This window comes from Streptomyces sp. NBC_01077, assembly GCF_045162855.1.
In the GTDB taxonomy this organism is placed as follows: domain Bacteria; phylum Actinomycetota; class Actinomycetes; order Streptomycetales; family Streptomycetaceae; genus Streptomyces.
Map to the genome: position 1 here is coordinate 2,060,455 of NZ_CP108669.1, position 12,479 is coordinate 2,072,933.

At 69.3% G+C, this 12,479-nt stretch carries 12 protein-coding genes; 1 reads left to right on the plus strand and 11 read right to left on the minus strand.

All coding sequences use genetic code 11. From position 1 onward, the window contains the following. Positions 1-51: 51 nt before the first annotated feature. Together OG462_RS09035 and OG462_RS09040 are read right to left on the minus strand one after the other, a co-directional pair. On the minus strand, positions 52-234 hold the full coding sequence (locus OG462_RS09035) for a hypothetical protein (protein WP_406056203.1): 183 nt from the start codon (positions 232-234) through the stop codon (positions 52-54). Positions 235-338: 104 nt separating this feature from the next. After that, a complete protein-coding gene (locus tag OG462_RS09040; protein WP_406056205.1) occupies positions 339-1,523 on the minus strand; it encodes a helix-turn-helix domain-containing protein in 1,185 nt (394 codons plus the stop codon). 118 nt (positions 1,524-1,641) lie between these two features. Here OG462_RS09040 and OG462_RS09045 point away from each other — a divergent pair, with 118 nt between their 5' ends. Further along, positions 1,642-2,190: a flavoprotein gene (locus OG462_RS09045; RefSeq protein WP_406056207.1), complete on the plus strand. Its 549-nt coding sequence runs from the start codon at positions 1,642-1,644 to the stop codon at positions 2,188-2,190. Between the two features lie 740 nt (positions 2,191-2,930). On the opposite strand, the gene OG462_RS09050 is transcribed toward OG462_RS09045, so the two are convergent. From OG462_RS09050 to OG462_RS09090, 9 genes are all read right to left on the minus strand, one after another. Continuing rightward, positions 2,931-3,227 (minus strand): hypothetical protein, encoded by a 297-nt coding sequence (locus OG462_RS09050; RefSeq protein WP_406056209.1) that lies wholly within the window; start codon positions 3,225-3,227, stop codon positions 2,931-2,933. A 14-nt stretch (positions 3,228-3,241) separates the two neighbouring features. Then, entirely contained in the window at positions 3,242-3,469 is a 228-nt protein-coding gene (locus tag OG462_RS09055; protein ID WP_406056211.1) for a holin, read from the minus strand. Between the two features lie 14 nt (positions 3,470-3,483). Next, positions 3,484-4,272, minus strand: a complete 789-nt coding sequence (locus OG462_RS09060; protein WP_406056213.1) for an N-acetylmuramoyl-L-alanine amidase — start codon at positions 4,270-4,272, stop codon at positions 3,484-3,486. A 62-nt stretch (positions 4,273-4,334) separates the two neighbouring features. After that, positions 4,335-4,841, minus strand: a complete 507-nt coding sequence (locus OG462_RS09065; RefSeq protein ID WP_406056215.1) for a hypothetical protein — start codon at positions 4,839-4,841, stop codon at positions 4,335-4,337. Then, on the minus strand, positions 4,841-5,242 hold the full coding sequence (locus tag OG462_RS09070; RefSeq protein WP_406056217.1) for a hypothetical protein: 402 nt from the start codon (positions 5,240-5,242) through the stop codon (positions 4,841-4,843). Before OG462_RS09070 ends, OG462_RS09065 begins: the two co-directional genes overlap by 1 nt. A 10-nt stretch (positions 5,243-5,252) precedes the next feature. Beyond that, complete coding sequence (locus tag OG462_RS09075; protein ID WP_406056218.1) at positions 5,253-7,595, minus strand: hypothetical protein; 2,343 nt, start codon at positions 7,593-7,595, stop codon at positions 5,253-5,255. Further along, on the minus strand, positions 7,592-11,335 hold the full coding sequence (locus OG462_RS09080) for a hypothetical protein (RefSeq protein ID WP_406056220.1): 3,744 nt from the start codon (positions 11,333-11,335) through the stop codon (positions 7,592-7,594). The genes OG462_RS09075 and OG462_RS09080 overlap by 4 nt, the downstream gene beginning before the upstream one ends. A 76-nt stretch (positions 11,336-11,411) precedes the next feature. Next, entirely contained in the window at positions 11,412-11,951 is a 540-nt protein-coding gene (locus tag OG462_RS09085; protein WP_406056222.1) for a hypothetical protein, read from the minus strand. A gap of 10 nt (positions 11,952-11,961) precedes the next feature. Then, positions 11,962-12,474: a hypothetical protein gene (locus OG462_RS09090; RefSeq protein ID WP_406056223.1), complete on the minus strand. Its 513-nt coding sequence runs from the start codon at positions 12,472-12,474 to the stop codon at positions 11,962-11,964. Positions 12,475-12,479: the final 5 nt, after the last annotated feature.

A 12,479-nucleotide genomic window follows, 5' to 3' on the forward strand; every position in this document is an offset into this window, starting at 1 on the left:
TCACCTCACGGGCCTTGCCAACGATGGGGTACCCGCAGGACTGGCAGCGCTTCACCGCGTGACCGCCTTGTGGCAGGCGCAGTCGCAGCGCGGGGCGGGGAACACGAGGATGCCGGCCGTCGGGGTACGGACCTCTTCGAGCCTGCACCACGTGTGCTCGCCGACCTGGCATTCGGCCCGGACTACGGCCCGCGTGGAGGCCTTCGCAGTCGCGTCGCGGGGTTGGGTGAGCATCGCGTACCCCCAGCTCGTCAGGTGATCAGGAACATCACCATCGTGACGAGCGGGAAGAGCAGGAACGCTCACAGATCTGTGAGCGCCCCGCCGTCCTGGTCGAGCTACATGCCGACCCAGGAGGCCATGCCGCCGAGGGCTTCCGGCGTACGGCGTGACGCGTGCACGAGACCGCGGATGGTCTCACGCGCACCAGGGTGGTAGCGGGTCTGCTCGGGCGCTGCCCGGCGAGCTGCGACCAACGACTTGAGAGACGCCTCTGTGTGCCCGAGTTCCATCTCCGACCGGGCCCGGTCGATGAGGAAGTGCGCGCGTCGGCTCGTGGCCATGGACGCCGGAGGCTTGATCTTCTTCGCCAGCTTCAGCGCGTCGTCGTAGTGCCGCATCTCCACGGCCGCCGACATGCGGTGCATGGCGACGTTCGTCGGGCCGAAGGACAGCCAGTGCACGTCCGAGGCATCCCCGACCCGGCGCGCGAGGCTCTTCGCCTCCGCGATGTGCGTGGCAACCGCCGTCTCGTCCTCCGCCCGTGCGGCAATCACCGAAGCGCCGAGATGGAGTTGGCCAGCCACAGTGAGGGACTCGCGGGTCTCGGCGGCCTGGCCAAGGACGCGGTGGCCAGAGACGATGAGTCGGCGACCGATCGAGTACTCGCCTTCGCGGAAGTAGACGAGGGCCCGCATGTACTGGCGGACCGCGGCCACGCACGGGTCGGACGCGCGCTGCGCAGCCCAGTCCATCCGGTCCAGCGCGACGGAGCTGAGGTCGTAGTAGCCGAGCTTCACCGCGATGTCGTGGGCGGTGCGGTACGTCGAGGCTAGGGCCTGCCAGAGGGCCGTCGACGGGGCACGCCACGCGGCAGTCGTCAGCTCGGTAATGGCGTCCGGCAGCGCAGCCGCCGCGCTGTGCAGGTGAGTGGCCCGGACCTGCCCACACAGAATGTCTGCCGCGGCGATCAGCTGTCCGGCTGTGCGGGTCGTGACGGCAGGATCGGGGCCAAGGTCGTAGAGGTCGAGGGCCTCGCGGATCGGGCGGACGAGGTCGGCGAGGCGGTCCTGGTGGAGTTGGGTCACGTAGGGCTGTCCTGTCAGCACGGTGACGTCGACCCTGAGGGCTCGCGCGACGGCAGCGACGAAGTCCGCGCTGGCCGGCCGGGCTCCGCACTCGACCTGATTGAGCAGGCTGTACGAGTACGGGATGCGGTTGGCCAGTTCCCGTTGGGAGAGACGGGCAAGACGTCGCTGTTCTTTGATGCGCGTTCCGGTGTGGTCATCGTCCAGTGTCGGCATACTGGTCTCCGTTCCTGACTCGTCATCTGGAACGGTACTCGCGCAAGGGCGCGGGTGTACTGCGTCCGCCCCCGACTCCACCCGGAGCGGGGGCGGTTGCATGTGATCGGATGGGTACATGAGCACTCGGACCCTGTACCTGTTCAGCTCGGCGGCCCCGCCCGCCTTCGACATCGCCCACGTGATCGAGGACGCACAGGCCGACGGCTGGGACGTCTGCCTCGGCCTTACCCCCACCGCCGCCCGGTGGCTCACCGACTCCCTTGACGGCCTCGCCGTGCTCACCGGACACCCTGTCCGCTGGGACTACAAGCTCCCCGGCGAACCGGATGTGTGGCCGAAGGCAGATGCGATCCTTGTTGCACCAGCCACCTTCAACACGATCAACGCGTGGGCGCTCGGGATCACCGACAAGTACATCGTCGGCGTGGTCGCGGAGGGCATCGGCAAGAGCATTCCGACGGTGGCGATGCCGTGTGTGAACGCGGCCTACGTCCAGCACCCCCAGTTCGACCGGTCTGTCGAGACGCTCCGCGGCGCCGGGGTCACGGTGCTGTACGGCGAGGACGGGTTCGTGCCCAACCAGCCTGGCCAGGGAGACCCAGCGGTGTACCCGTGGCGCCTGGCCCTCGATGCCGTGCAAGACCAGGATCCCGCCGCCGACTGACCCCGGCCACGACAAAGCCGCCCCCTCCCGCGCACGTGGCACGGGAGGGGGCGTCGTTGTTCACGGGTAGATGCGGCGGGCAGGATCGAGCGCTACGGTCTCGGCCCGCTTCACCGGGCCCGGCGCGGGCGTGCCACTCGTGCGGCGGCAGACCAGCGCATCGGGGTCATCGTGCGGCGGCTGGAGGGTGTACCCGTCGGGGCAGGTCTGTCCGTCGGCACCGTCCCGGCCGTCGGCTCCGTCCCGCCCGGCAACGCCCGGCTCGCCCTTCTCGCCCTGCGGGCCCGTCGGCCCCGATGCACCGGCAGGTCCAGGCGGGCCGGTGGGGCCCGGTGCACCGGACGGGCCCGGCTCGCCAGTCGAGCCCAGCCCGTTCGCACCGGGACTCCCCGACGGACCGACTGGGCCCAGACTTCCTGCCGGCCCGACCGGGCCCGTGGGACCAGGCTCGCCCATGAGCCCAGGGTCCCCCGGAGGCCCGGACGGCCCCGGCGGGCCCTCGACCGTATTACCCGGCTGCCCGCGAGATCCCGGGGGACCTGCGATCGGCTGGCCGCCGAGCCGTTCGACCTGCGCCGCAAGCTGGTCTCGTGCCGCGTTCGACGTTCTGAGCTCCACCTGGAGAGAGCGGATCGAGATGAGGATCCCGGCCAGGATGAGGCCGATGGAGACGGCGGCCGCGACGGCGAGCAGGTCGCCGCGGCGCCACCGTCTCTCCTCGGCGCGCAGCTGCGTGCGGGTCATGTGCCGGCCCCCTGAGAGAGAAGGATGATCACAGGCATGAGCACGGCCACGAGCGGGATGATGACGGCGCCGATCAGCCACCGGCGGGTGGCGACCAGTTTCTCGGCGTCCTTCTCGCGGAGGGTTTCCAGGGTCGTCACGCGCCCGGCCAGTGCCTCGTGGCGGAGGTCGTAGACCTTCTGGTCGACCTTCTCGTCCATGCGGCGGCCGAGCTGCTGGATGTCGTCGCGGACGTCGGTGAGCCGATCCTCGAATCGGCGGACGACCTCTCCGAGGGTCGGCTCATCGGTCATGCGTGGTGCTCCGATCAGACGCGAGAGTTCTTGGCGATCCATCCGACCGTGGTCTTGTCGCCGATCAGCGTGCCGAGCGCGGCCTTCACCACGGACAGGGCGGCCGGGACGGACGCGATCGCGGCGGCCTTCAGCGCGCCAAGGCTGGTGAGGTCGAAGCCGTCCGCGAGGAGCAGGCCGAGGAACGTGACGGCGTACGTGCCGACGGTGCGCTCGACGGTGTCGAGGAGGAGACGAGACATAAGAGGTGCTCCGATCAGTTGGCGAGGCGGGCGGCGAGCTTGTCGGCGATGGCGTCGGCGAGCTTCGGGTTCGTGGCAACCGCGGTGGCGATCGCGGTGATCTGGGCGTCGGTGAGCGGCTGCTTCTCCAGGCGGGCGAGGCGGTCCTCGATGCGCTTGGCGCGGGCCTCGGTGTCCCGCAGGTACGCGTACGCGTCGCGTGTCTCGCTCTTGCCCTTGTAGGCCCAGACGTCGACGGGTTCCATGTCGTCCTCCTGCTCGGGGGGTGTGAAGGGGCCGGCCGCGCGGCCGACGATGCCCGGGAACACGAGCTCGCGGAACTGGCGGACGCGGGCGTCGCCGGGGCAGTTGGTGCCGGAGACGGCCCACTCGGGGTGGAGCCGGTGGTAGCCGAACCCGGGGTCGTCGTGGGTGCGGCAGAGCCGCAGCGGGATGCCGTGCTTCTGGTGCAGCCAGACGCCGAGCTTGATCAGCTCCTCGACCTGCGCGGCTGTCCAGGGGTCCGTGCCGCTGGTGTTGGACGCGGTCTCGATCGACACGGCGCCCGTCCCGTCGGCCCGCCGGTTCGCCTGGTAGTTGGCGTCCGCGCGGGTCTCCGTCCCGATGAACTGACCGAGGTCGCCCTCGTACCCAAGACCGAAGTGACTCTCCAAGTTCGTCGAGTCGCGCCAGTACTCGTACGTCCGCTTCGCCGTCCACGGCGCTGCGATGCTGTGGAAGATGAACTGCGTCGGGCGGATGGCCGGCTGGTCATCCGACTCCGGCTGCAGCTCGTACCGGGTTGCCCCGGGGTACCAGGCCATAGGCCCTCCAGACATGACGAAGGCCCCGGCCGGCGGCGCGGGGCGGACGGAGGTGTAGCTGGTCAGGTGGTTTCGTAGGAGAGCTGGGCTTCGAGGTAGTTGGTGCTCGCGCCAACCCAGACCTGCGGCTGGGTCGCGGCCCATTCAGCACTGTGTTGGTGAGAGAAGAGCCGGGCGACCGCGAAGCCCTTCGCGACGGCCACCGTTCCGGTCACCCACTGAGAGGCGTTGTGACCGCGGGCGGCGCCCAGGTAGGAGAAGTTCGTTGACGAGGAGGCGGGGCTCGCTGCAGTGAACGGAACCGAGAAGCCCCAGGCGCCGGAACCGAACGTCGAGGTCGTCCCGAACACGGCCTCCAAGTTGACCGTGCATACCTTCCCGACCAGCTTGTACCGGCCGAAGATGCTCCCGTTGCCGAGGACCGGCGCTGTGCCTGTCGCGGTCCAGGACGGGGTGTAGTTGGTCCACCCGGAGATCAGATCCGTCCACTGATCCCGCACCTCGGCGTTCAGCATGGCCGCGGTGACGACCTCGCCAACGACCCAGGTACGGGGGGTAGCGATCGCCATCAGACCTCCAGGGTGGGACGGGCCGGGTCGGTCGGGTCGTCGGTGGACCACCAGTTCCGTTCGGCTACGGGCAGCTCGGCCAGCTGCTGCTCGACAGCAGCCACGTCGGGGGGGAAGCGCACCTGCCACCAGCCGGTGCCGCACTCCACGCACCACATGCGCGGGTCGATCGGGGTGACGATCTGCGCCGACATGCACGTGCAGTTCGCGACCCACCGGCCGTGGTTGACCTGGGCATAGAGCTGCTGGTCGAGGATGACGCCCTCGGTCACGGGAAGGCGGCGCTGGCTTCGCATCTCGTACCAGCGGACCGCGCGCATCGCTGGGGGCTCGGTGTCCCAGGCGTCGGCGTTCATGTGCGGCGGAGGGAGGTAGAAGCTCTCCGCCCGTGTGATCGGCATGCGGTGCCTTTCAGTAGGCGAGGCGGGTGGTGGTGCCGAGGACGCTGTAGGTGGGGTCGTCGAGGACCCAGACGGCGCCGATGTCTGCGCGCGAGGTGTGGAAGTTCAGCAGGTGCTGGGCCTCCTTGATCTCCTCGGTGTAGCCCTCCACGAGCACTGTGGAGGTGGGCGAGATCGCCTCGTCAGGCAGGTCGATGACCGTCAGAGCCGTGGAGACGTCGGCGTCGAGGAGCGCCCGGTACGTCGCCGTCGACAGGGTCGCGGCCTGAACGGGGAGCTGTCTCATCTCCGGCTGCGGGTCGGCGTACCGGATCACCAGCCACGTCGCCGCGTCCAACACCTCGTTGTCGGTGGACTTCAGGATGTCGAGCTGCTGCTCGGCGATTCCATCGAGCGCGATGGATGTCGCGTCCTGCACCCGCTGCGTTGCCCCGCCCGGCCTGCTGGCCCGAACGAGATTGACCTGCTTCTGGTCGTCGTCGCTGAACTCGACGTCGGGGGTCTCAAGGTCGGCGTAGGCGATCGTGAGCACGCTGGCCGGGTTGTAGCGGACGGTCCGGCTCTGGAACACCAGCTGCGACGAACCCCGGTCGGCGAAGAGCCGGCCGTTCTCCGTACGCTCCACGTCCCGCATGTGCGAGAGCGGCGACGAACCCAGCTGCCCCTGCGACGCCACCGCAGAGAAGGTGCCCTGCGGGATGACCGCCGGGATCTTGGCGTAGCCGCCGAGCCGGTACATCCGGATCCACGACGACTCGCCTGCGTGCCCGGTCATGCCAGCGGCGTAGTGCTCGACGAGCTCCGAGATTGCAGGGAACCCGCCGAGGCGGACGTAGGCAGCGACGTGGCTGATCGTGCCCGCCCACAGGCTGGTGCCGAGCTCGTTGGCGCCGACGTTCAGGATGATCCGGTCCTGCCACGTACTGGTGGCGACGGCGTACTGGACGCCGTCGACCCACACGTCATGCCCAGCCTCGTCCCACACCAGGTGATGCGGGGCACCGTTGGCAAGGTTCGGGGTGGCGATCGTGTACGTGGTCGGCCCGAAGGAGTAGTACTCAACGATCTGGAGCTTCCCAGTGCCGGACTCCAGTTGGAAGCGGATGCCGCTGTCGAAGGCCACGGCCGCGCCAGACGACCAGGTCATGATCGTGCGGCCGGAGGTCGACGTGGAGAACCAGCACTCGAACGCCTGGTCCCCCGGGATCGGGTTCCCGGTCGCGCCGCCAGAGGTGAGCAGCGGCGACACCGTGCACTGCAGGTACTTCCCGGCAGTGGACGACGACGGGGTGAACGTCGGTGCGGGTAGGTCGTCCGACGGCGGGCCGACGCCGGTGCCGAACTCCAGCGTCCCGCCGACGCTGGTCTGCTGGATGGTGAGCGACGGGCGGGAGTAGCCGGACTGGTCCCCGGCCGACGTGCTCGACTCGGGTTCGCTGAGCGGGTAGTACAACTTGGCCTCGTCGCCCTGAACCTCCTCGACCAGCATCGGGCCGAGGGCCGACCGTCGGGACAGCCACTTCATCGTGTCCGACGCCGTGATCGTGACCGTGGAATGCAGGCCCTCCCAACCCATCGGCCACGAGGTGACCATGCCGAAGAACCGGGCGTGGTGCGTGGCGGCCGTCGACGACCACGCGGTCGCCGACGAGCCCTCCTCGACCTGTCCCTCGTCCATCCACACGAAGTCCCCGACGGTCGGAGACGTGGTGTTCGTGGTGATCCGCAGGGTGTGCGAGGCCACAGTCGTGGTCCACGTGACCGTGATCCGCTGCCACGTCCCGGTGAGGGTGGATGCGGCGCCGACGGTGGTGCCGTCGATGTCGAGCCGGACGGCGGGGTCTCCGGCCGGCACCCACACGTAGACGGACGCGGTGTACGGGACGCCGATGGTGAGCCCGTACAGCGGGCACTGCAGAATCCCTCCCGTACCGGTGGCGGACCAACCGATCTTGTGCGCGAAGGTCCCGCTCTTGACGTGCCCGGTGTCGACCCCAGCACTGTTCGGTGCGGCGCCGTCGGGCGCCGACCAGCTGGCGTCGTCGATCTCGAAGCCCGGTTGCGTCAGGTAGTTGATCCCGCCGAGGATCGTGGAGATGACCCGGGTCGGGCAGTTGCGGCGCACGTGCGGGTAGTACGGTCCGGCGCGGCCCGGGGTGAAGCGGCCGTCGCTGTTGTCCAGCTCCAGCGTCATCGTGCCGGTCTGGACGTCCGCGAGTTCGTCGGACGCCCCGCGGGTGATGGAGATCCCCTCGGCGGCCGACATCTTCACGTACCGGGTGATGTCCGTCCAGGTGATGTCCGGCTCAACCGCCGAGTACCCGAAGCCAGCCTGCACTGTCACTCTCGTCATGCGAACCCGAGCCCTCCTCCACCGTTGGTGCGCCGCAGCGTCACGAGAACCTTCTGGAGCTGCTTCGCGGTCGACACCGGATCGATCGCGCCCTGCACCGTGACGTAGATCGGTGAGCCGCCGCCGGCCGCGGCAGAGATGCCGAGCCCGGCAGATGGCCGTCCCGGCATGGGCCGCATGCTCGCCATCCGCCCTGCGACCGCGTCGACTGCGCGGCCGACGTAAGGGAGCTCGGCAAGCGCGCCGTCACCCGTGGAGCGGATGAAGTTGCTGCCGATGCCGTGCCCGACGCGCGAGGGCGACCTGATGCCGAGGGCCTTCTTGATGGCCTTCTCCATCGCCTTGGCGATCTGGATCATCTGCTGCTCGATGGCCTTCTGCTGGGACTGGAGTCCCGCGACGAGGCCCTTGGCCGAGTTCACCCCGGCGTCGTACAGCACGCTGGCCCCGGTCTTGCCGAGGTTGTCGGCCTCCTTGTCGATCTGTCCCTGGAGGGAGTTGACCTGCTTGAAGTCGGCGGCCGTCATCCCGGCAAGAGCTGCCGCGTAGGCGAATCCCTCCTCCGGGCCCATCGCGAGGAGCTGCCGGAGCAGGCTCCGGTTGAGGCCGCGCTTGGCCAGCATCTGGATGTAGCGGTTGAACTGCCGGACCTTCACCAGCTTCTGGGCGAGGCCTGCTCGGAGCGTGCCGGAGGTGACCTGCGCCTGCTCCAGGCCGAGGCTCGACAGCGATGCCGCGCCCTGTGCCGTCGACCGGACGTCAGCCCGGTACCTGGCCCGCTCCTCGGTCCGGGTCTTCAGGAGGTTCTGCGCGGACGCGATCTTGGATGACAGGGCGTCCCGCTTGCTGGCCAACTTCTGGAGCTTGTCGTGCTCGCGGTTGACCATCCGGACGAGACCACTGTCGACGTTGGTCTTCTTGCCCTCCCACGCCTTCCAGATGTCGTGCACCAGGTCCATGGCCGTGGACTTGATCTTGGACTTTGCCCCGGTCAGGCCTGTGACGACGCCGTCCCTGACGTCCTTCATCAGGGCGATCATCTTCTTCGACGGCGAGGCGATCTCCAGCTCGGCCCGGACACCGGCCTCGACACCGGCCGCCATACCGCGCGCCGCCTGCTCGACCCCAGCCCGGGACTGCGTCATCCCAGCCATCAGGCCGGCGCCCACGTCCTGACCCTGCCCAGCCATACCCATGGATGTGCGGTGGTCGTAAACCCGAGCCCCGGACCCCTTGAACTGGACCAGCTCAGGGCCCTCTTCACCGACCCAGGCCCACTCGCCGGCGCGCGGCGTACCGCCCCCGGCGTAGCCACCGATCGACTTGGTGAAGTCGCTCGCGCCACTGTGCGAGGCCCGGTACTGGACCATGATCGAGACAGTCTTGCCCTGCACCGAGTTGATCGCGCCCTTGGCCCTGGCCACCTGCGCTTCAAGCTGGCTGATCTCTGCTCGGACTTGGGCCTTCCGTGAGTCCGGGACCTTGGCCAGCTTGCCCTTCGCCGCGGCGAGCTTGGCCTCCAAGTCCTCCAGGTTGCCGCGCAGCTTCGCGGTCTTGTCGGGGGTCCGCAGAATCTGATCCGCCAGGGCCTTCGCCTGATCCTTGTTGAGACCCATCTGCTGGGCCGTCGCGATCAGGGACGCCCGGCCCCGGTCCTGGATCCCGTTGACGTACTGCCACGACCGGCCCTGCTCACGGGCGGCCGTGGCCGCGGCGTCCGTCTTCGCCGCGAGGTCACGCAGCGCGGACTCGTTGTTCCGTGCCTTCTCACTGTTGAGGTCGAGCTCACCGTTGACGATCTGGAGGGACCGGCCGTTGTCCGTGGCAGCCTTCGCCGCAGCGTCGATGCTCGCCTCGAACGCGTTCATGGCTGACAAGCCAGCCCTGTTCACGTCATTCAGGGCAATGATCGACTGTCGCAGTCCGTCCGCGCTCATCTTCTGCGCGTCGAGCTTCTGCTTCGTCGCCACGGCCTGTTCGCCGAACAGCCCCATGGACTGAGCTGCGAGACGCTGTTCGAAAGCCGCATCGGCGATGGCGGCCTCGTAGTCGTCGAGCTGCTGAGTGAACTGCTGGGTGTCCCGGCCGCCCTTGCCGTACTCGGCCGTCAGCTCCCGGAGCGCGGCGGCCGCCAGGTCGGCGTTCCCGTTGGACACCAGGCCGGCCAGCGACTTGTCGACGGCGTCGAGGTTCTCCCTGCCCTCCTTCACCGGGGTGGAGTCCCAGTTCCCCAGGCCACCCAGGGTCACAATCCACTGCTGAACGCTGTCGACGGCCGACGGATCGGTCAGGGAGCGAACTCTGTCGTACAGGCCGCTCAGGTCGTTGCCGAACGCCTTGGCTGCCTCACCGGTGACCTTGCCGGTGGAGCCGAGCTCCTTGAGCGACCCCGTCAGCCGGTCGACATCCGGAGGTGCCTTCGCAGAGTTCGACGACAGCTCGGACAGGGCGATGACGAGCAGGCCGATGCCCGTGCCCGCCAGGGCGAGCTTGGCCGTACGAGACAGCCCGGTAATCGCGGCGCCCGCCGCGGCAAGCGGGCCCGGCGCACCCGCCGCAGCGGTCCGCATGGCCATGATCTGTACGCCGAAGGCTGCCATCGCGGCCTTCGCCGCCGCGCCTCCTGCTACAGCCAGGTTGACGGCCTTGATGGCGATGGCGAGCTGGAGCAGTGTCGTGAGCGCCCCGGAAGGTACGGCGGCCACCAGGCGGCTGAGCACCTGGACCACGTCGAGCATGCCCACGCCGACTTCGGCGCCGGACTCCACCAGGTTCAGCAGTGCGCGGCCCAGGTCCTGCAGGGTCGCGGCTACGGCCGGGCCCTGCTGACGGGCCCAGTTCATAAACTCGGCGACGCCGCCGCCGACCTCACCCTCGCTGGCCGTGCGCATGAGGCGGACGAGCCCGTCGGTGGCGCGGGTGAGTGCACCGGTCGACCACTTGTCGACCTTGGCCATGAAGCCATCGAATCCGGGGCTGGCGACGCCGCCGCCCGCGAGCGTGAGCACACGATCCAACTGCTCCGCCGCACCCCGGACCGTCGGCGTGAGCTTGGGGAAGATCCCCTGCACCACGCCCAAGCCCTTGATCAACGGAGCAGTGGTGTCCTTCGCAAGCGAGTCCGACCAATCCTCGAACTCGCCCTTGAACACGCTGAGCGCTGCCGCAGCCTGGCGGGTCTCCGGCGGCAGCTTCGCCATCTGCTTCGCGTACGCGATCTGTGTCTTGATCGCGGCTTCCGACGTACGGCCGGACTCCTCGACCGCGTCGTTGTGCTTCTGCTCGGCCTTCGTCGCTTCCGACATCGCCGCGACTTGGCGGCCCGTCGCCAGCCCCAGCGCTGCCAGACCTACGCCGGCCGCAGCGGTCGACGCCGCGAGCGGCGCGATGGCGGCCGCCATCGGGATCACGGCGGGCGCGAGAGTCAGCAGCGAGGAACGCAGCTGCTCGCCTGCCTTGCTGGCCTCGTCCGCGGCGCGGGACCAGTCGGCCACCGGGCGCGCGGCTTCCCCGGTGCGGGTGGCCATGAGGGCGGCCGCGTCCGCAGTGGAGATGAAGCGCCCCTCAAGGTCCCGCAGTCGGCCGTCAGCGTCCTGCGTGAGGGTGAGCATGGCGCGGCCGGAGCCGTCGGAGGCGTCCTCCATCGAGCGGCGCAGCCGCTCGGCAGAATCCCCTGCGTGGCCGAGAACCCGGGAAAGGTGGTCCCGGCCCTCAAGGGTGAACGTCAGCCGCTCGGCCATCAGTCACCGCCTCCGTTCTGCTGTTGGGCGAGGTGCTGGTCGATCCAGACGACGTAGGCCTCGAAGTCGTCGACCCTCAGGTTGTCGAGGGCGTTTCCGTCGATGTGGAGGAGGTGGGCGAAGAGCCCGAGGTATTCGGCTCGGTCGGCGTCGATTCCTCGGTCGGGTCGCTCGGGGCCGCGGGCTCGTCGGCGGCCGGGTCTTTTGGGGCCGCGACGAGGCGGCGGATGGTGTCCCTGGCGTGGTCGGCGTCGTCCGCCTGGTCGACGATGACGGAGAGCGCAGCCTCAGCCTGCTCGGGGGTCAGGTCGCTGGTGGCAAGCTGCTCCACGGCCAGCTCGGCCCACTCCTCGATCTCCTTCTTGTCGAGCCGGGTGGCGAGCTCGGACAGCATCGGGTCGAAGTCCCCGTACCGGAGGGTCGGCTGGCTGCGCTTCTTGATGACCCAGGCGACGCCGCGCATGGCGTCCGGGTCGTCGTCCGCGAGTCGCTCCTTGACCTGCTTCCAGGTCATGTCGACGGTCCGGGACACGATCGACGCCTCCGACGTACGGACCGTGCGGTGGTCGAAGCGCTCGACCTCGCCGCCGTCGGCGGGGGTGTAGACGATGAGCACGATGGTTCTCCTAGGTGATGGTGCGCCGTACGTCGCCGAGGACTCGTTCGACCTCGGCGCGCATGCGGGGCTGGTGGCGGGTGACGACCGAGTCCCACCACGGGGGTGACGCAGTCTGGGTGACCCACCTGCGACGGTTGCCGTATACGGGGTGCCTGATCCGGCCTGAGTTGATCGTGGCGGCCATGTTGCGGAGGTCGGACGGAAGCCGGGACTTGTCGACCCACAGCCGGGCGCCGGGGTTCGCTGACGCCCGGACACTGAGGCGGATCGCGCCGGCGATCGACTCCCGAAGAGGACGGGTCGTCGGCGACGATCCACCCCGAGACCCCTGGCCGCGGCCGGGGGACTGGATCGTCGTCGAGCGGATCGAGTCCTGTAGGTCGGTGTAGAGCGGCTCAGCGGCCCGGCGAATCCGGCGGGTGAAGTTCTGCGCGAGCCGTGGGCCGCCGGCCGCCCGAAGGCTGCGGGACAGGTCAAGGAGCTGCCCGGTGCCGGTGATCTGGACGTTGCCGACGGCCACGGCGC

Bases quoted from the DNA above. Each gene is read 5' to 3' on its own strand.
- OG462_RS09050 (WP_406056209.1), bottom strand. From the start codon at position 3,227: ATGACCGATGAGCCGACCCTCGGAGAGGTCGTCCGCCGATTCGAGGAT.
- OG462_RS09070 (WP_406056217.1), bottom strand. From the start codon at position 5,242: ATGCCGATCACACGGGCGGAGAGCTTCTACCTCCCTCCGCCGCACATG.
- OG462_RS09065 (WP_406056215.1), bottom strand. From the start codon at position 4,841: ATGGCGATCGCTACCCCCCGTACCTGGGTCGTTGGCGAGGTCGTCACC.
- OG462_RS09080 (WP_406056220.1), bottom strand. From the start codon at position 11,335: ATGGCCGAGCGGCTGACGTTCACCCTTGAGGGCCGGGACCACCTTTCC.
- OG462_RS09035 (WP_406056203.1), bottom strand. From the start codon at position 234: ATGCTCACCCAACCCCGCGACGCGACTGCGAAGGCCTCCACGCGGGCC.
- OG462_RS09045 (WP_406056207.1), top strand. From the start codon at position 1,642: ATGAGCACTCGGACCCTGTACCTGTTCAGCTCGGCGGCCCCGCCCGCC.
- OG462_RS09040 (WP_406056205.1), bottom strand. From the start codon at position 1,523: ATGCCGACACTGGACGATGACCACACCGGAACGCGCATCAAAGAACAG.
- OG462_RS09060 (WP_406056213.1), bottom strand. From the start codon at position 4,272: ATGGCCTGGTACCCCGGGGCAACCCGGTACGAGCTGCAGCCGGAGTCG.
- OG462_RS09075 (WP_406056218.1), bottom strand. From the start codon at position 7,595: ATGACGAGAGTGACAGTGCAGGCTGGCTTCGGGTACTCGGCGGTTGAG.
- OG462_RS09055 (WP_406056211.1), bottom strand. From the start codon at position 3,469: ATGTCTCGTCTCCTCCTCGACACCGTCGAGCGCACCGTCGGCACGTAC.